We start from the raw sequence: 17,752 nt of genomic DNA, 5'->3' as shown, positions 1-17,752 counted from the left end.
GCGACGACAGGATTACTGGAGCTGAGCACTCCAGTTGCCGTTCGGCAGCAGGCTGACATTGCATGTGGTATAACCACCGGTGAAATCGGCCAGAGCAGCATTTACGCTAGACTGGGAGAAGTTCATGACAGAACCCGGGGTGTAAACGCCTGTCTGGACGTAGTATTTCAGGACGGGCTGGCAATCGGTGTTGTTCTGTGGATTGGCTTGAACGAAGTTGGACAGAACGACGCTGCCATTAACGTTCACGGCCGAGCCGACGTTGTAGTACGGCGGAGAGGTGAAGGCGGGTGTTGTGATACGGAACGCACCAGGCTGAACACCTGCGCTGAACTTCGGAAGGCTGAGACCCAGCGGCGATATCGTAGCAATCGTCGTGTCGTTGGGCGTCGTGGTGCTTCCAGCGGCGGGTGCAAGCTCAATGGCACGCGAGGCCGAGGAATAGCCAGACGAACTGCCCTCAACAGGAACCGAATTGGTCTGTTGAATACCGGCAAAATACTGCAAATTGACCTGGAATGTCAGGATCGAGCCGGTCGCATCGTAATTTCCCAACGACTGTGAATACAGGCTGTTGGAGTAGACGTCTCCACCGCCGGAATAGACGGCTGGCTGCTGAAAGAAGAAGAAGTTCTGGGTTGCCGACTGCAGGTTTTTCACGTTGATGGTCAGAAGCGTAGACATGGATAACAATCCTTGCGTGTTAAGAGTGAACTCAGGGGGCTGCCTGACTGGCCTGTTGTATTCAGTTTGTGCCAGTCCACCTCAGCGTCCCTGCGCTCGAATATCGCGATATCCGATGCTTACATCAACCTTGAGTTGTTAACCTGGGCGTGAATCTTCGCGTGGAATTACGCTCAGCGTTCTCCATGTTCCAGAGAGATGGCTTCCAGCAGGGAGAGAAGGCGTGACTGGAAAATCTTTGACCTGTTGCGCAACATCATGACCCCTTGCAGCTCCGTCGCGGAAATCGTCCTGTCGCTGTGCCAGTCCATCGTTCCCCTTCCCAGCAGCAGCCAGTCGAGAGATACATCAAGCACCTCGGCAAGGGAGCAGACGCTTTCCAGCGAAGCATGTCCGCCATTCTGCCAACGGGACACTGCCGCAACGGACACCTTGAGCTCTGCAGCCAGGGCATGGATCTTGCGGACTTTATTCTTTGATATGGCTTCGCGTATACGCTTGCCGCGTGCAGGATCGTGAGCCATCACCACGCCTCCTGCATATGCCGTGCGCGGCAAGATATCACCCCGACTGAGCATGGGTCGGAGCTGGAAACATTTAGCGAGGCAAGGGGCCACCAAGGCTGAAAGAGAAAAGAACCCGACGACCAGATTTTTGCATAAATAGTCAAAATGCAACCTCAGATATTTACATTTAATTTACCTACCCATTAGTTGCGCTCCCAAAAAATGAAAAGCTGGAAAAGAAAGTTATGCACATTTAGGTTGCATCAGGTTGTAAACACAGCCATTTTCCAAGCTTACCATTGCAAACGAAAAAGGCCGGAGCTTTCGCCCCGGCCTTCTTTCATTCAGTCTTGAATTGACGCTTAGTTGACAGCCTTGTCGACCAGCTTGTTCTTGCCGATCCACGGCATCATGCCGCGCAGCTTGGCGCCGACTTCTTCGATCTGGTGGGTGTCGTTCATGCGGCGGATGCCCTTGAAGCGCGAGCCACCGGCGCGGTATTCCTGCATCCAGTCCGAAGTGAACTTGCCGGTCTGAATGTCGGTCAGAACGCGCTTCATTTCTGCCTTCGTTTCGGCAGTGATGATGCGAGGACCGGTCACGTATTCGCCCCACTCGGCAGTGTTGGAGATCGAGTAGTTCATGTTGGCGATGCCGCCTTCATAGATCAGGTCGACGATCAGCTTGACTTCGTGCAGGCACTCGAAATAGGCCATTTCAGGCGCGTAGCCAGCTTCGGTCAGGGTCTCGAAGCCAGCGCGGATCAGCTCAACGAGACCGCCGCACAGAACGACCTGTTCGCCGAAGAGGTCTGTTTCGCATTCTTCGCGGAAGTTGGTTTCGATGATGCCGGAACGACCACCACCAACGCCGCAAGCGTAGGACAGCGCAACTTCAAGGGCGTTGCCCGATGCGTTCTGATGAACGGCAACGAGGCAAGGAACGCCGCCGCCCTTCTGGTATTCGCCACGAACCGTGTGGCCAGGGCCCTTTGGTGCGATCATGACGACGTCGAGCGAAGCCTTAGGCTCGATGAGGCCGAAGTGAACGTTGAGGCCGTGCGCAAATGCAATCGCTGCACCGTCACGAATGTTGTCGGCAATCTCTGCCTTGTAGATGTCGGCCTGAAGTTCATCAGGCGTTGCCATCATCAAAAGGTCTGCCCACTTGGCAGCTTCTGCAACCGTCATGACCTTGAAGCCATCGGCTTCGGCCTTCTTGATGGTCGGCGAACCGGCCTTCAGCGCGATGACGACGCCGGTCGCACCGCTGTCTTTCAGGTTCAGCGCGTGGGCGCGGCCCTGCGAACCATAACCGACGATGGCGACATTCTTCGCCTTGATGAGATTGAGATCGGCATCACGATCGTAATAGACGCGCATTTCGGTAGTCCTTCCTTGAAATATGTGACGTTGTTTAGACCGGAACTCAGGCGGTCCTTCCGCCGGTTTCCGAATGTACCTTCTCCGTGCCGTAAAGCGTTAGAAAGGCCGATACGGCCTTGCGCGCCCGCGCGGAGAAATCCTTGGCCTGCTGCGCTTCACCGAGAAGCATGCGCACATGCAGATCAGACACGATCAGGCCGTAAAAACTGCGATAAGCATCTTCGAGATCATCGAAGCGCAGATAACCGGAACGGCGTCCAGCTTCGATGAGGCCACGCGCCCGCTTGTCGATCTGGCGGCGGCCACGCTCCAGCAACAGATTGCCGAGCTTGGAGCCATCACGGCTGGCCTGACCGATGGCAAGACGGTTCAACGCCAGCGACACATCGCCCGCCAGAACGTCCAGCAGATCATGGGCAAAAACTTCGAGATGCTCTGTCAACTGCTGTGCAGAAACGCGGTCGCCAGCCTTCTCGAAGGTGCGAACCTTGCTCTGCTGAAAGGTGATCATCGCGGCCAGCAGGCCATCGCGATCGCCAAACCATTTGTAGAGGCTTTCCTTGGAACAGTTGGCAGCGCGCGCGAGACCAGAGGTCGTCAGCGCTTTTTCTCCGCCCTCGACCAGAAGACGCAAAGCCTGCTCCAGAACAGCGTTCTGACGCGGCGAAAACTCCTGCGCGGTGATCGGATCGGTCCCCACCTTACCCACTCCATTTGCTCAAAATGTACCGTACCGTACGGTTCGAGTCGTTTTAGGCGGAGCGTCGTGAAGGGTCAAGCATTTTTTTGACAGGAGAAGACGAATTGACGCATCGCAATATGAGCGTCATCGAATGAGCGCGGTTCTCTCGATGAGATATTCAGGCCAGCAATCAGGCTTGGTCCTCAAACCGCTTTCGCGCAGCCACAACAGCATTGTGGTTCTCAAGCGCCCAGTTGATAACCTCTGAAAGAGGCCGGTAAAGTGAGCGGCCCAGCGGGGTCATACTATATTCCACGCTGGGTGGCTTGGTGGGAAACACCTCACGGTGAATGTAGCCGTCACGCTGAAGATCGCGCAATGTCTGCGTCAACATGCGCTGTGAAATATCCGGGACCATGCGGCGAAGCTCACCAAAGCGATAGGGGCGCTCGGCGAGAGCCTGCAGCAGAAGTGTCGACCACTTGCCACCAATGTGACTGAGAAGATCACGCACCGGGCAATTGTCAAAATCCAGATTGGCAAAGTCCGGCAGGGGCGCGGAGGCCGTGGGTTTCAGTCTGGCAATTGTCGCACTCATGCTGGTTCCCTTTTGGTAACGTAGAGCGGAAAAAATGCCTTCTTTACACCAGCTGGTCAATTCCTATTTTAGACTTACTCTCTTTTTGAGACCAGCAATCCGTACCACCGTCAAATTGCAAAAAAGGAATATCTTATGAGCAAAATTCTTGTGACCGGCGCATCTGGCCAGTTGGGTCAGGCCGTCATACGCCACCTTCTGGAAACCTGTGGCGTCAAGGCATCCAACATCGTTGCTGCGAGCCGAGACACATCCAGGCTTTCTGCGCTGGCCGCAAAGGGTGTAGAAACCCGAACAGCGGACTTTGATGACGCAGCCTCTCTCGACGCAGCCTTTGCAGGCATCGATACGGCGCTGCTTATTTCCACAGATGCTCTTGCCGTTCCCGGCCAGCGCCTGACGCAGCATAAGGCAGCCGTTGCCGCCGCGACAAAGGCTGGCATCAAGCATATTGCCTACACATCCATGCAGAAGCCGGACACATCGCTGGTCACCTTCGCGCCGGATCATCTGGGAACGGAAGAGGCCATCAAGGCAAGCGGTGTGCCTTACACCATCCTGCGCAACGCATGGTATCATGACAACTACCTGCACGGCATGCCGCATAATGTTGAGGCCGGTCAGTGGTTCACTGCAATGGCTGACGGCAAGGTTCCGAACATTTCCCGCGACGACTGCGCCCGCGCTGCGGCTGCGGTTCTGGCCAAAGGCAAGGCTGAAAACAAGACTTACGACATCACCGGCCCGCAATCACTGAACGCTGACCAGATTGCCGAGATGATCTCGAAGGTCACCGGCAAAACGCTCGCCGTCATCAAGGTTTCACCAGCCGATTTGCAAAAGGGCATAGAAGGCGCAGGCCTTCCTTCCTTCGTTGCACAGATGCTCGCATCAGCCGATGCCAACATTGCTGCTGGTAACTTTGATATCGTCACAAATGATTACGAAACGCTCACGGGGCAAAAGCCACAGATGCTCGAGGCTTTCTTTGAAGCGCACAAAGCAGCATTGCTGCCAGCCTAAGCAGGTAAAACCATATGAAGGAGGGCCAGGTCAGGCCTTCCTTTTTCCGTCAGCGCCTCGGAGAACTTGCCAATCACCCCTCGTCCTTCAAGGTCTCTTTCTGCGTAATCAACCGCGCGCTGTGCTGTCCGCTGAGATAAATCCACAACCAGCTCCAAGCCACTGCCAGACGGGAACGCGTGCCGATGAGGAAGTAGATATGGGCAAGGCCCCATATCCACCAGGCTAACACGCCGGTGAGCTTGATCTTGCCGAAATCCGCTACAGCCGCGCTCTTGCCGATGGTGGCGAGATTGCCCTGATGGCGGTAGCGGAACACAGGTTGCTCCGCCTTGCCGGTAAGCCGCGCCTTGATAACCTCGGCCACATAGGCACCCTGTTGCTTTGCGGCGGGCGCGACACCCGGAACCGGCTTGCCATTCTTCTGCATGACGGCTGCGGTATCTCCGATAACGAAAATATTCGGGTCGCTGGCTATGTTCAGATGCGGGCCAACTTCCGCACGCCCTGCCCTGTCGGCTTCGGAACCAAGCCATTTGGCAGCCGGTGAGGCCTGCACACCTGCGGCCCAGATCATGGTGCGGGCGGGCGTAAACACGTCCCCAATCGTCACGCCGTCTTCGGTGCAAGCGGAAACAGGCGTGCCGAGCAGAACTTCCACGCCAAGCCGTTCCAGCGCGCGCTTGGTGTAGGCCGAAAGGGGTTCGGTAAAGGCAGGCAGAACCCGCGGCCCCGCCTCGACCAGCAAAACCCGCGTCTTGCGCGTATCCACATTGCGAAATTCTGGTGGCAATACCCGGTGGGCAAGCTCTGCGATCATGCCCGCCATCTCAACGCCGGTTGGACCGGCGCCAATCACCACGAATGTCAGGTGTGCCTGTATCTCTTCAGCGGTCTTGGCCAACTCGGCGCGCTCGAATGCCAGCAACAGACGGCGGCGGATGGTCGTGGCATCCTCCAGCGTTTTGAGACCGGGTGCATGCTTTTCCCAGGCGTCGTTGCCGAAATAGGCATGGCGGGCACCGGTGGCCAGCACCAGCGTATCGAAGGGCACGACCTCACCCGATTTCAAAAGCACGGTACGGCTTTCGCGATCAATGCCGCCAACTTCCGCCAGCAGCGTGGTGACCTCCGCCCGGTCGCGGTACAGCCGCCTGATGGGCCAGGCAATTTCGGAGGTCGCAAGCGCCGTGGTCGCAACCTGATAGAGCAGCGGCTGAAACAGATGATGGTTGCGACGGTCGATCAAGGTGATGCGAACCGGGGCACCTTTAAGCCCGTGAACGACTTGCAGGCCGCCAAAACCACCTCCAACAACGACCACGTGGTGATTTTGCATGATATCCGCCTTCCAAAACAAACAAGCCGTGCAAACTGTGCACGGCTTAGCAGTATAATGGCAAAAATTGACGATAGTTATGAAATCGACTGACCGCAGGCGCGACAAAAACGCCGTACCGTTTCCGCCATGCCATACTCCAGGGCGTCTGCCGTCAGCCCATGGCCGATGGAAACCTCCGCCAGATAGGGAATTCTTTCCATCAGGGCTGGCAGATTGGCAACCGTCAGATCGTGACCGGCATTCACACCAAGTCCCAAGGCCTTGGCGTAATCGGCAGTCGCTCCCAGTTTCTCAAGCCACATCTGCGCTGCCTCTGGCTTGTCGTAACCGCCACCGTAGGGGCCGGTATAAAGCTCGATCCGGGCGGCACGCGTATCGGCGGCCAGTTGCACCGCGTCCTTGTCGCCATCACCATCAGCAAACAGCGAAACGCGCATTCCGCCAGCGGTCAGGCGCGCAATGGTTTCCTTGAGAAACGTAGAATGCTTTCGAAAATCCCAACCGTGGTCTGATGTCGCCTGGGAGGGGTCATCAGGCACAAGCGTCACCTGCTCGGGCTGGGCTTCCTCACACAACAGCAGAAAATCTTCGGACGGATAGCCCTCGATGTTGAATTCGGCATCCGGATATTCGTCGTCGATCAACGCGCGCAAGACCGGCAGATCGGAAAAACGGATGTGGCGTTGGTCCGGACGGGGATGGACCGTCAGCCCGCTGGCACCGGCCGCCAGCGCGATGCGGCCGAAATTCGCGACGTCAGGCCAAGGCAAATCCCGGCGGTTGCGAAGCATTGCGATGGCGTTGAGATTGACGGAAAGTTTGGCTGGCATGGTCGAACCGCTTTTTTTCAATGTGGGAGCCCACTGTTTCCCCCACTCTGCCGTTTGCCGCAAGCGACTTGCCGAAAATAATTGAAAACTTCGGAACCAAGTTCTGCTGCCCGCATTGTAGAGGCAGTTGGGGCTGGGAATATATTATGTCTGACGAATATTTTGATGCGGTCATAGACCGCGAACAGCATAGCCAATTTGGTGTCGTCATCGAAGCGGGGAATACTGCCGGCTGGAAAGCGACGCCCATAAGCGATGCAGGAAAGCCCAGAAAAATGCCAAACAGGGATGTATCTGCTGTCAGCGCGAAAAATTTTCTCCCTGACATCCGTATGCCTTCAAACATGCCGCCGGAGCCTGTCGGCATTGCCGATATGGCGAAAATGTTCGACGTTACCCACAGAACGCTGCATTTTTACGAGGAGAAAGGCATCATAGCCTCGCGCCGATCCGGCATCATGCGCGTCTATTCGCATGCCGATATACGCCGCATGGCGGTCGTGAACTTCTGCCGCGATATCGGCATCCCGATCGCCACAGTGCAGTTGATCATGCAGGATCTTTCGACAGCATCAACGCAAGTTGAAGCCGATGATCTCTTTCAAGCCGCTCTTTCCGCACGCAAAAAAGAAGTGAATGACGAGCTTTCAAAGCTTCGTGTGCAAATGCAGAAGATCAACAATGCGCTTGCCCCCGACGATCAAAACGCGGTTGGCGCAGCGCAGACAAAAACAACCTCCGACGTCAAACTCACGACGCGTGAGCGCGAATGCCTTGAGCTGATGGCGGAAGGCTATGCGCCTGCAAGGCTTGCGCGCACTTTGGGCGTTCCTGTGGAAGAGCATGAGCGACTGGAAGCTATGATTCTGGAAAAAGTCGGCGCAAGCGACAGATATCAAGCGGTAGCAAAAAGCCTGCAGCTGGGCCTGATCAGCCAGAACGAGGAATAGCACTCACGAAAGTGAGTGCGCTTCCGCCGGTCAGCGCACGATCGTCAATGTTTCAGCGGCACGCGTGATGGCGGTATAGAGCCATCTCTCTCGCGAATCACGAAACGCGAAACTTTCGTCGAACAGAACAACATTATTCCATTGCGATCCCTGCGATTTGTGGACCGTCAACGCATAGCCATAATCAAACTCGTCGTAGCGCTTACGCGTGGTCCAGGGTATCTCGGTCTCGCTCTCTTCGAAAGCTGCTTTGAGCAACTTTATCTTGGCCGCGCCGCGATCCATATCATCGTCTTCTGGACGGATCATCAGGTTGATGCCTGGTTTCACCGTCTCGCGCGATGAACTCATGACCTGCCACAGAGAGCCATTGAGCAGGCCCTTTGCGGGATCATTTCGCAGGCAGACCAGCTTGTCACCGGATTGCGGATAATCGGCGCTGAAACCCTTGAGCTCACGCAAACGCTGGTTATACCGCTTGCGGGTCCGGTTGGTACCGACCAGAACCTGATCTGCATCCAGCACAAGCCCCTGCGTGACCTCATCCTTGGAAATGACCTGGGCTGCACCATAGTCGCCGCGCATGATTTCCTTGCCTTCACGCACATCCATGGCAAGCTGGATGATGGGATTATCCTTCGCCTGACGATGGATTTCAGACAGCAAGAAATCCGGCTCCTGCTCGGTAAAGAACCCGCCACCAGATATCGGTGGCAATTGGCCCGGATCTCCCAGCACCAGAATAGGTGTGCTGAAGCTCATCAGGTCGCGGCCAAGCGCCTCATCTACCATCGAGCACTCATCGATGATAATAAGCGCGGCCTTGGCAAGCGGGCTCTGGCGGTTGATGGAGAACATAGGCGAGATGGATGTCTTGCCCGTCTCTTCATCTTCGACGGCTTCTTCGCCCCGGGGGCGATAAATCAGGGAATGGATCGTGCGGGCATTCGTTGCACCGCGGGAGCGCAAAACCTGCGCCGCCTTGCCGGTAAAGGCCGCAAAAAGCACTTCCCCGTCCACATGTTCGGCAAAGTGCTTTGCAAGCGTCGTCTTGCCAGTTCCGGCGTAACCAAACAGCCTAAAAACCGGCGTCCGGCCTTCCTTCAGCCAGCGCGAAACAGCCTTCAGGGCTTCATCCTGTTGTGGAGAAAATTGCATGTGCTCTCTTCGCAGGATTCGAGCGTAACGCGCAACAGAAAAAGAAGGAAAGAGCAAGATGGCGCACCTGCATAGATCTCCACCCCTCCAATCCAACCAGAGACAACCAGACCAGTTTAGAAATATTCTAATTATTAAAATCTGATGCTGAGATGTTAACGAACGTTCAATTCGTTTGAACTAATAAATGTTTTAGTGGGTTCTCTATTAGGGATAGTTGACCCCATACCATGTAACGGATGAGACTTGTGCGACGGATTTCCAGAGGAAATCGAAGAGATTTTGTTCGGTATGACGCCATGGTGATTGAAACTATATAACATGAACTAGGGGTCGACGAATTATGTTTTCTTTCAAGAACCTTTCGACAAAATCGAAAGTCATAGCAGGTACAGCGGCACCTGTTTTACTGGCAATTGCCATCGGCGCTATTTCGCTGAACAATATCGCCGCAATGGACAAAAGCACGCACTGGGTTGAACACACCTATAAAGTCTTGCAAATAACAGATAGCATCACAGCAGCAGCCGTTGACATGGAAACCGGCATGCGTGGCTTTATCATCACCGGCAAGCAGAACTTTCTCGAGCCTTACCGGAACGGCGAACAGGCCATTTATAAGACAATCACTGATCTGAAAAAAACAGTCAGTGATAACCCAACTCAGGTTGGTCGCCTCGACAAGATCGAGAAGGCAATCGGTGACTGGCAAAAGATGTTCGCCGAACCTCAGATCAAGGCGCGTGGCGCATTGCCTGACACGACAACCGTTGGCGATATGAACCAGCAATTGGATGCATCCCAGGGCAAGACCTATTTCGATGGCCTCCGCGGCTTCATCAAGGAGTTTCAGGCTGAGGAAAGCGCTCTGCTGGTAAAACGTACCGATGCCAACGAGGCATCCGTCTCATCGGCCAAGACCATGATCTGGGGCAGCATGGGTGCCGCAATCGTCATAGCACTCATCGCAGGCCTGTTGGTTGGTAGCGGAATTTCCAGACCGTTGCTGGCAATGACTGCCGCCATGAAGCGTTTGGCCAATGGTGAAACGCAACTGGAAATTCCCGGTGTCGGCCGCAAGGACGAAATCGGCGAGATGGCGGAAACCGTGCAGGTCTTCAAGGACAACGCAATCGCCAAGATTAACATGGAGCGCGAGGCGCAGGCAAACCGCTCCATGAGCGAAAAGCAGCGCCAGGAACAGGAAGCACAGAAGGCGCAGGAAGCGGCAGAAATTCAGCTGGCTGTCGATGAATTGGCACAGGGCCTCGGGCAGCTATCCGATGGCAATGTCGCATATCGCATCACAACTCCGTTCGCCGCCCATCTCGACAGGCTAAGGGGCGACTTCAACAACTCGGTCGCAAAGCTGAATGAAGCCCTTGTATCGGTCGGCAAAAATGCCCGTGGCATCGATGCCGGCGCCAATGAAATCCGCTCCGCCGCCGACGATCTTTCCAAGCGCACCGAGCAGCAGGCGGCCTCCGTCGAAGAAACGGCAGCGGCACTGGAAGAGATCACCACAACGGTGAAAGATAGCAGCCGCCGTGCAGAAGAAGTCGGCCATCTTGTTTCCAAGGCCCGCCAAGGTGCCGAAAAGTCCGGCGACGTCGTACGTCAGGCCGTCACTGCGATGAACGAGATCGAACGCTCCTCGGGTGAAATCACCAACATCATCAGCGTCATCGATGAAATCGCGTTCCAGACCAACCTCCTTGCCCTGAACGCAGGTGTCGAAGCTGCGCGTGCCGGTGAAGCAGGCAAGGGCTTTGCGGTTGTTGCGCAGGAAGTTCGCGAACTGGCTCAGCGTTCCGCCAAGGCCGCCAAGGAAATCAAGGCGCTGATCACCACATCCGGCGAGCATGTCCGCTCTGGCGTCAACCTCGTTGGCGATACCGGTCGTGCGCTTGAGGTGATTGTCGGAGAGGTTCAGGAAATCAACCGCCACATCACCGCGATTGTTGAATCCTCGCGTGAACAGTCGGTCGGTCTTCAGGAAATCAACACCGCCGTCAACACGATGGATCAGGGCACGCAGCAGAACGCGGCCATGGTCGAGCAATCAACCGCAGCCAGCCATAGCCTTGCCAAGGAAGCCGCATCTCTGAACCAGTTGATATCGCGCTTCAATCTGGCTTCGTCAGATAGCAATAGCTGGACGGCACCGCCGCATGTATCGGCATCCACACAGGCCGCCCCGGTCAGAGCCGCCTCAACCGCGTCCAGACCCGCTCCATCCCCTGCCCGTGCGCTCGGCCGCAAAATAGCCGGCGCTTTCGGCGGTGGCGGTTCCTCTGCCGCTGCCGCTCAGAGCAACTGGGAAGAGTTCTGATCCATCCCAATCCACAAAAGGCCCAGGGGAAACCCTGGGCTATTTTTATGTCGCGCTGAGATAAAGCTCCCAATTTTTATGGATCGACCTCGTGGCTCGTGGGTTTAAGATGCAGATGACATCAACCCGGAGCGCTCACATGTACGACGACATCCCAACCATCACCCTGCCATCCGGCAGAACGGTTTCGGCTTTGGGCATAGGCACATGGAATATGGGCGATGACAGCGCAAAAGCCGCTGACGAAATCGCCAGTATCCGCAAATCTGTGGAACTGGGCATGTCCGTTGTCGATACTGCTGAAATGTATGGAGACGGCAAATCGGAGGAGATCGTCGGCAAGGCGATTGAAGACCTGCGTGACGATGTGTTTCTCGTCAGCAAGGTCTACCCATTCAATGCCAGCGCCAAGGGTACGATTGAAGCCTGCGAGCGCAGCCTGAAACGCCTTGGAACCGAGCGTCTCGACCTCTATTTACTGCACTGGCGCGGCTCCTACCCGCTGGAAGAAACGGTTGATGCCTTCGAGAGATTGAAAGCCGACGGCAAGATTGCCGATTGGGGCGTCTCCAACTTCGATACCGATGGCATGGAAGAACTTTTTTCGATAGCCGAAGGCAAAAACTGTGCGGCCAATCAGGTGCTTTATAACCTTTCTCGCCGAGGACCGGAATTTGACCTTCTGCCTTGGTGCCAACAGCATGGCGTGCCGGTGATGGCTTACTCTCCTATCGAGCAGGGGCGAATTCTTGCCAATCACGAATTGATCCGCATCGCCAAGGCCAATCAGGCGACATCAGCGCAAGTCGCACTTGCCTTCCTTTTGGAGCGCGATGGCGTGATGGCCATCCCGAAATCCTCCAACGCCCATCGTGTTGAAGAAAACAGGGGCGCGACTGATCTGGAGATCAGCGACGAAGATTGGGAAGCGCTCGACGCCGTCTTTCCGCCACCGGTGAAAAAGACCGCGCTGGAAATGCTCTAAATTCAGCGCTTTACCATTTCTCGATTGTCGTCACCGCCGGTGGTAAAACTGCTTCAGGATCAGGTAGGTCGGGTATGATATCGCCATCAGGATGATGCTAGCCTCATGGGTGGAGGCTGCGTCAGCCCACTTATCGAGGCGTGAATGGCTGCCGAAAAGCCCCACTCCGAAAAGTGCCACACCGCAACTTGCCACAACGGCAGCCACGGCAAGGCCCCACCACGGCCAGATAATTGATCCACTATGGACGAGATAGAGCGAAAAAAGCGATCCTGCCAAGAGCAGAAAGCCAACTGTGAGAAGGTAACTTCTGCAGTACAACGCCCATGTTTCGCGTGATTTGCGTTTCACATCCACCCTTCCATAAACAGCCTCAGGAGGCAGAGACACATCGAAGCGCGTAGGCCATGTGTCGGCAAACGAACCTCTACCGACAAGCGGCGCACCTCTCAACCCACATCAAACAAAAATGCCCGCAGCAGATGCAGCGGGCATTGTCGTCTTCTATCAAGGCAGAGATCACATTCCCTGCGGGCCACGGTTCATCGCAGCGATGCCCGTGCGGCAAACCTCGATGAGACCCAGTGGCTTGATAATGGTCAGGAACTGGTCGATCTTGGACGACTTGCCGGTGATTTCGAAGATGAAATGCTCCAGCGTGGCATCCACCACCTTGGCGTGGAAGGCATCGGCAAGACGCAGCGTCTCGGCGCGGTCTTCACCCTTTGCTGCTACCTTGATGAGCGCAACTTCGCGCTCGATGGGGCGATCCTGACCATTCTGGCGGGCGCGGACGGTCAGGTCCACAACGCGGTGAACGGGCACGATGCGCTCAAGCTGCGACTTGATCTGCTCGAGAACACCCGGCGTGCCGCGCGTGACGATGGTGATGCGCGACAAGTGCGCCTCATGCTCCGTTTCCGAAACCGTCAGGCTTTCAATGTTGTAACCGCGGCCGGAAAACAGGCCGATCACGCGGGCAAGAACACCCGGTTCGTTGGAAACGAGAACCGATAGCGTGTGGTTTTCAACCGTTTCGGTTTCCTTCTGGATGAAGTAGGCCGAACCGGTGGGCTGTAGATGTGCGTTCATATCCGTGTTCCTCTCCCGATCAGACTAGCTGACGGCCCTTTGCGTCAATGGCGTTGGCAACGGCTTCGTCGGTGGCTTCATCCGGCAACAGCATCTCGTTATGCGCCTTGCCCGATGGGATCATCGGGAAGCAGTTGGCGAGATTGGCCACGCGGCAATCGAAGATGACAGGCTTGTCGACGGCAATCATCTCGGCAATCTTGCCATCCAGTTCCGCCGGGTCATCGCAATACATGCCAACGCCGCCATAGGCTTCCGCCAGCTTGACGAAATCAGGCATGGCTTCCGTGTAGGAGTTGGACAGGCGGTTGCCGTGCAGCAATTGCTGCCACTGGCGCACCATGCCCATATACTGGTTGTTCAGGATGAAGATCTTGACCGGCAGATTGTACTGGATCGCGCAGGACATTTCCTGAATGCACATCTGGATCGATGCGTCTCCGGCAATATCGATAACCAGCGCGTCCGGGTGGGCAACCTGCACGCCGATGGCGGCGGGCAGACCATAACCCATGGTGCCGAGACCACCCGATGTCATCCAGCGGTTTGGCTCCTCAAAGCCGAAGAACTGCGCCGCCCACATCTGGTGCTGGCCCACTTCCGTGGTGATGTAGGTTTCGCGGCCCTTGGATGCCTCGTAAAGACGCTGGATCGCATATTGCGGCATGATAACGTCTTTGGACTGGGTGTAGGCAAAGGACTTGCGCGCACGCCAACGCTCGATCTGCTCATGCCAATCCTGCGTCTGCGCCTTGTCCGGGCGCTGCGGCAGCGCACGCCACAGGCGAACCATGTCTTCCAGAACATGGGCGATATCGCCAACAACAGGAATATCCACGCGGACGTTCTTGTTGATGGAGGATGGATCGATATCGATATGGATTTTCTTGGAATTGGGCGAAAACGCATTCAGGCGACCGGTGATACGGTCATCGAACCGCGCACCGACGCAGATCATGACATCGCAATCATGCATGGCCATGTTTGCTTCGTAGGAACCGTGCATGCCCAGCATGCCCAGCCACTTCTCACCCGATGCCGGATAGCAGCCGAGGCCCATCAGGGTCGAGGTGATTGGGAAACCAGTCAGTTGAACCAGTTCGCGCAACAGGCGTGTCGCGTCAGGGCCGGAATTAATAACGCCGCCGCCGGTGTAGAGCACGGGACGTCGGGCCTTCGACATCAGCTCAACGGCTGCATGAATGGCGTTGATATCACCCTGAACACGCGGCTTGTAGCTCTTCTGCTGGACGGCAGCGGATGGCGGCGTATAGGTGCCGGTCGCAAACTGAATGTCCTTGGGAACATCGACAACCACAGGGCCGGGACGACCCGTCTGGGCAATGCGAAACGCTTCATGGATGACGCCAGCCAGTTCGTTGACGTCCTTGACCAGCCAGTTGTGCTTGGTGCAAGGGCGCGTAATGCCAACGGTATCGCATTCCTGGAAGGCATCGGAGCCAATCAGCGATGTTGGAACCTGACCGGAGATGCAGACGAGCGGGATGCTGTCCATCAACGCATCCTGCAACGGGGTCACGGCATTGGTGGCACCTGGACCGGACGTTACGAGCATGACGCCAACCTTGCCGGTTGAACGGGCGTAACCTTCCGCGGCATGGCCTGCACCCTGCTCGTGGCGCACCAGAATGTGCTGGATATCGTCCTGCTGGAAAATCTCGTCATAGATCGGAAGAACTGCACCGCCCGGATAGCCGAAAATATGCTCGACGCCGTTGTCTTTCAACGCACGCAGAACGATTTCCGCGCCCGTCATGGTGTTGCTGTTTTCCGTATTGTCCTTATCCGTCATTGCCTGTTCCATCCCGATTTGGCTTTGGATATCGTTGGGCCATGTGGCCCGAGTGAAAGACATAAAAAAAGGCCCCTGGAGGAGCCTCGTTCAGCGCATGGGTGCTTTCGCCGGATGGTTACACCATCCTGCCCATGCGCCGTCCCACCACGATAAGTACGTTAAGATTTTTCATGGGTCGGAGTGTTAGCCACAAAGTTAACGTCCGTCAACGCACGCTACGGAAAAAATTTCATTTATTGCGGGAATCGATCCGTAAGCGAAACAAAATTTCGCCTTTCCTATACAAGTTGTTAAAGGCAACCATCTAAATTCAGGGGGCAATGGCTGGACGAACCCGGAACGTCCAGACGATAAAAACAGACAAGACCTATGACAGGGGCGAAACGTGTTCAACGACGACCTTCGCAAATCGGCACATGCGGGCGAGCAAGATCGCCGCGACGAGTTGATGGCTGCCAATCGCCTGCTCGGGCGCGTCATTTCCTGCACCGGTTCCCGCGCCACCATTTCAGCCACCACCGAACCCGGCAAGACCGACCTTGCGGAACTCTGGTCGGTGGGCCGGCTCATTTCCATTGATCTGGGCGAAACACGGGTCGCGGCCCTCACCTACGCCATGCGAACCGATCAAGTTGAATGGTCGAACGAACGCCACAATACGCTCCTGATCGAGGTGGAGCTTCTGGGCGAAATCCGTCCAACGGCTGAAGGTATCGAACGCTTCTCGACCGGCATCTCGCGCTACCCTTATCTCGGCGCTGTTGCCCATCGCATCCGATCCAGCGATCTAATGCGGATTTACGAAACGCAGGAAGCGGGCGCATGCGTCGTCGGGCGCCTGACGCAGGATGACACGATCGATGCCACGATCAGCATTCCGCAGATGCTGTCCAAGCACTTCGCCGTCCTCGGCTCCACCGGCGTCGGCAAATCGACCGCCGTGTCGCTGCTGCTCAGCAAGGCGATTTCCAAAGACCCGAAGCTGCGCGTCCTTATTCTTGATCCGCACAATGAATATGCCGCAGCCTTCCCGATGACCTCTGTGGTCATCGATACGGATACGCTCGACCTGCCCTTCTGGCTGATGAAGCTGGAGGAGTTTACGGAAGTTCTCTATCGCGGACGCAAGGCCGTGGCCGAAGAGCTGGACGTTCTGCGCGACCTGATACCGGAAGCCAAGCGCGCCTTTCGCGGCGCCGATAACTCGGTCATGCGCCGCGCCTCGGAAAAGTCCTCGCTGACAGCCGATACGCCGGTGCCCTACCGTATAGCCGATCTTCTGGCGCTGATCGACGAGCGGATCGGGCGGCTGGAAGGCCGGGATGAGAAGCCTGCGCTGCGAACCCTGAAGATGCGCATCATGGCCGCCATCAATGATCCGCGCTACCATTTCATGTTCTCCAACAGCACGATCACCGATACGATCATGGAAACGGTCGCGCATATCTTCCGCGTGCCGGGAGAAGGCAAACCCATCTCCGTGTTCCAGCTCGCAGGCATTCCGTCCGAAGTGGTGAATTCCGTCGCCTCAGTCCTCTGCCGCATGGCGTTTGAGTTGGCCTTGTGGAGCCAGGGCGCCATTCATACACTGGTCGTCTGCGAAGAAGCCCACCGTTACGTCCCGGCAGATCCCGCTCTCGGCTTTTTCCCAACCCGTCAGGCCATTGCGCGTATCGCCAAGGAAGGCCGCAAATACGGCGTGTCACTCGGCATCATCACCCAGCGCCCCGGAGAGCTGGACCAGACGATCCTGTCGCAGTGTTCCACCGTGTTTGCCATGCGGCTTTCCAACGAAAACGACCAGGAGATCATCCGCTCGGCCATCCCCAACTCGTCCGTTTCCACCACCAGCTTTTTGTCGTCCATCGGCAATGGCGAGGCGATTGCCTTTGGTGAGGCGATCAGCGTGCCAATGCGTATCAAGTTTGATCGCGTCGCCGCCCACAGCCTTCCCAAAGCCAATGGCGTCATGCCGCATATCGCTGAAGATACGCCTGATACGGTTGACCTTCGCTCCATCGTCAAACGCATGCGCGCAGTCACCGGCCCGGATATTTCCGGCTTCCGCCAGAGCTATGACGCAACAATGGCTCAGGATGCAGAAGAGGAAGAGTTCGATAGCTGGAAAAGCACGCTGAACGAAGAGACCAGCGGCAACGAACCCTACCGGCCAGAAATGCTGCCGCGCAGCTCGGGCTTTTCCCCAAAGCCGCAAATGCCCCAGCGACCGGCTGCAACAGAACCACAGTCGAGGCTCGGGGCCACTGCGCCGCAGCCTTACAGCCAGGAGCAGCGACCATCGTTGCGCGACAGCTTGCTGAAGACGCCGCTCGGAAGTCTCTATAAGAAAGACTGAGGCAGCAGGTTTC

General features: G+C 56.4%; 16 protein-coding genes. 5 read left to right on the top strand and 11 right to left on the bottom strand.

The genetic code is table 11. The annotated features are described in order from the left end of the window. Nucleotides 1-12: 12 nt before the first annotated feature. From ACQZ51_RS08690 to ACQZ51_RS08670, 5 genes are all read right to left on the bottom strand, one after another. On the bottom strand, nt 13-684 hold the full coding sequence (locus ACQZ51_RS08690) for a hypothetical protein (RefSeq protein WP_448776446.1): 672 nt from the start codon (nt 682-684) through the stop codon (nt 13-15). Between the two features lie 173 nt (nt 685-857). Then, entirely contained in the window at nt 858-1,208 is a 351-nt protein-coding gene (locus ACQZ51_RS08685) for a helix-turn-helix domain-containing protein (RefSeq protein WP_448776445.1), read from the bottom strand. 344 nt (nt 1,209-1,552) lie between these two features. Continuing rightward, nucleotides 1,553-2,572 carry a ketol-acid reductoisomerase gene (ilvC, locus tag ACQZ51_RS08680; protein ID WP_042616040.1) on the bottom strand — a complete coding sequence of 340 codons (1,020 nt, stop codon included), beginning with the start codon at nt 2,570-2,572 and terminating at the stop codon, nt 1,553-1,555. A gap of 46 nt (nt 2,573-2,618) precedes the next feature. Continuing rightward, a complete protein-coding gene (locus ACQZ51_RS08675; protein ID WP_448776642.1) occupies nt 2,619-3,275 on the bottom strand; it encodes a TetR/AcrR family transcriptional regulator in 657 nt (218 codons plus the stop codon). 172 nt (nt 3,276-3,447) lie between these two features. Then, nucleotides 3,448-3,855 carry a winged helix-turn-helix transcriptional regulator gene (locus ACQZ51_RS08670; RefSeq protein WP_192064073.1) on the bottom strand — a complete coding sequence of 136 codons (408 nt, stop codon included), beginning with the start codon at nt 3,853-3,855 and terminating at the stop codon, nt 3,448-3,450. A gap of 135 nt (nt 3,856-3,990) precedes the next feature. Between ACQZ51_RS08670 and ACQZ51_RS08665 the strand changes: the two genes are divergently transcribed. Beyond that, on the top strand, nt 3,991-4,878 hold the full coding sequence (locus ACQZ51_RS08665) for an SDR family oxidoreductase (protein WP_448776443.1): 888 nt from the start codon (nt 3,991-3,993) through the stop codon (nt 4,876-4,878). A 73-nt stretch (nt 4,879-4,951) separates the two neighbouring features. Here ACQZ51_RS08665 and ACQZ51_RS08660 read toward each other — a convergent pair whose 3' ends face one another. Both ACQZ51_RS08660 and ACQZ51_RS08655 read right to left on the bottom strand, forming a co-directional pair. Then, nucleotides 4,952-6,217 carry an NAD(P)/FAD-dependent oxidoreductase gene (locus tag ACQZ51_RS08660; RefSeq protein WP_448776442.1) on the bottom strand — a complete coding sequence of 422 codons (1,266 nt, stop codon included), beginning with the start codon at nt 6,215-6,217 and terminating at the stop codon, nt 4,952-4,954. A gap of 77 nt (nt 6,218-6,294) precedes the next feature. After that, complete coding sequence (locus ACQZ51_RS08655; protein WP_448776441.1) at nt 6,295-7,050, bottom strand: pyridoxine 5'-phosphate synthase; 756 nt, start codon at nt 7,048-7,050, stop codon at nt 6,295-6,297. A gap of 146 nt (nt 7,051-7,196) precedes the next feature. Between ACQZ51_RS08655 and ACQZ51_RS08650 the strand changes: the two genes are divergently transcribed. Next, nucleotides 7,197-8,000 (top strand): MerR family transcriptional regulator, encoded by an 804-nt coding sequence (locus tag ACQZ51_RS08650; protein WP_448776439.1) that lies wholly within the window; start codon nt 7,197-7,199, stop codon nt 7,998-8,000. Between the two features lie 30 nt (nt 8,001-8,030). Here the strand turns inward: ACQZ51_RS08650 and ACQZ51_RS08645 are convergent, their stop codons facing one another. Further along, entirely contained in the window at nt 8,031-9,158 is a 1,128-nt protein-coding gene (locus ACQZ51_RS08645; RefSeq protein WP_448776438.1) for an ATP-dependent DNA helicase, read from the bottom strand. Between the two features lie 343 nt (nt 9,159-9,501). Between ACQZ51_RS08645 and ACQZ51_RS08640 the strand changes: the two genes are divergently transcribed. Both ACQZ51_RS08640 and ACQZ51_RS08635 read left to right on the top strand, forming a co-directional pair. Beyond that, a complete protein-coding gene (locus ACQZ51_RS08640; RefSeq protein WP_448776437.1) occupies nt 9,502-11,490 on the top strand; it encodes a methyl-accepting chemotaxis protein in 1,989 nt (662 codons plus the stop codon). 139 nt (nt 11,491-11,629) lie between these two features. Continuing rightward, a complete protein-coding gene (locus ACQZ51_RS08635; protein WP_448776436.1) occupies nt 11,630-12,475 on the top strand; it encodes an aldo/keto reductase in 846 nt (281 codons plus the stop codon). A 30-nt stretch (nt 12,476-12,505) separates the two neighbouring features. Here ACQZ51_RS08635 and ACQZ51_RS08630 read toward each other — a convergent pair whose 3' ends face one another. The 3 genes from ACQZ51_RS08630 to ACQZ51_RS08620 form a co-directional block, all read right to left on the bottom strand. Continuing rightward, nucleotides 12,506-12,826, bottom strand: a complete 321-nt coding sequence (locus ACQZ51_RS08630; RefSeq protein ID WP_448776434.1) for a hypothetical protein — start codon at nt 12,824-12,826, stop codon at nt 12,506-12,508. Between the two features lie 168 nt (nt 12,827-12,994). After that, entirely contained in the window at nt 12,995-13,567 is a 573-nt protein-coding gene (gene ilvN, locus ACQZ51_RS08625) for an acetolactate synthase small subunit (RefSeq protein WP_042616048.1), read from the bottom strand. 19 nt (nt 13,568-13,586) lie between these two features. Continuing rightward, on the bottom strand, nt 13,587-15,344 hold the full coding sequence (locus ACQZ51_RS08620) for an acetolactate synthase 3 large subunit (protein ID WP_446737666.1): 1,758 nt from the start codon (nt 15,342-15,344) through the stop codon (nt 13,587-13,589). Nucleotides 15,345-15,768: 424 nt separating this feature from the next. Between ACQZ51_RS08620 and ACQZ51_RS08615 the strand changes: the two genes are divergently transcribed. Next, a complete protein-coding gene (locus ACQZ51_RS08615; protein WP_448776432.1) occupies nt 15,769-17,739 on the top strand; it encodes an ATP-binding protein in 1,971 nt (656 codons plus the stop codon). Nucleotides 17,740-17,752 lie beyond the last annotated feature (13 nt).

The sequence above is a fragment of the Agrobacterium sp. CG674 genome, from assembly GCF_053521645.1.
Note: the sequence above shows the minus strand (reverse complement) of the source record. Positions and strands in the feature narration are given on the sequence as shown.

Bases quoted from the DNA above. Each gene is read 5' to 3' on its own strand.
- ACQZ51_RS08690 (WP_448776446.1), bottom strand. From the start codon at position 684: ATGTCTACGCTTCTGACCATCAACGTGAAAAACCTGCAGTCGGCAACC.
- ACQZ51_RS08685 (WP_448776445.1), bottom strand. From the start codon at position 1,208: ATGGCTCACGATCCTGCACGCGGCAAGCGTATACGCGAAGCCATATCA.
- ilvC (WP_042616040.1), bottom strand. From the start codon at position 2,572: ATGCGCGTCTATTACGATCGTGATGCCGATCTCAATCTCATCAAGGCG.
- ACQZ51_RS08670 (WP_192064073.1), bottom strand. From the start codon at position 3,855: ATGAGTGCGACAATTGCCAGACTGAAACCCACGGCCTCCGCGCCCCTG.
- ACQZ51_RS08665 (WP_448776443.1), top strand. From the start codon at position 3,991: ATGAGCAAAATTCTTGTGACCGGCGCATCTGGCCAGTTGGGTCAGGCC.
- ACQZ51_RS08660 (WP_448776442.1), bottom strand. From the start codon at position 6,217: ATGCAAAATCACCACGTGGTCGTTGTTGGAGGTGGTTTTGGCGGCCTG.
- ACQZ51_RS08655 (WP_448776441.1), bottom strand. From the start codon at position 7,050: ATGCCAGCCAAACTTTCCGTCAATCTCAACGCCATCGCAATGCTTCGC.
- ACQZ51_RS08650 (WP_448776439.1), top strand. From the start codon at position 7,197: ATGTCTGACGAATATTTTGATGCGGTCATAGACCGCGAACAGCATAGC.
- ACQZ51_RS08645 (WP_448776438.1), bottom strand. From the start codon at position 9,158: ATGCAATTTTCTCCACAACAGGATGAAGCCCTGAAGGCTGTTTCGCGC.
- ACQZ51_RS08640 (WP_448776437.1), top strand. From the start codon at position 9,502: ATGTTTTCTTTCAAGAACCTTTCGACAAAATCGAAAGTCATAGCAGGT.
- ACQZ51_RS08635 (WP_448776436.1), top strand. From the start codon at position 11,630: ATGTACGACGACATCCCAACCATCACCCTGCCATCCGGCAGAACGGTT.
- ilvN (WP_042616048.1), bottom strand. From the start codon at position 13,567: ATGAACGCACATCTACAGCCCACCGGTTCGGCCTACTTCATCCAGAAG.
- ACQZ51_RS08620 (WP_446737666.1), bottom strand. From the start codon at position 15,344: ATGACGGGCGCGGAAATCGTTCTGCGTGCGTTGAAAGACAACGGCGTC.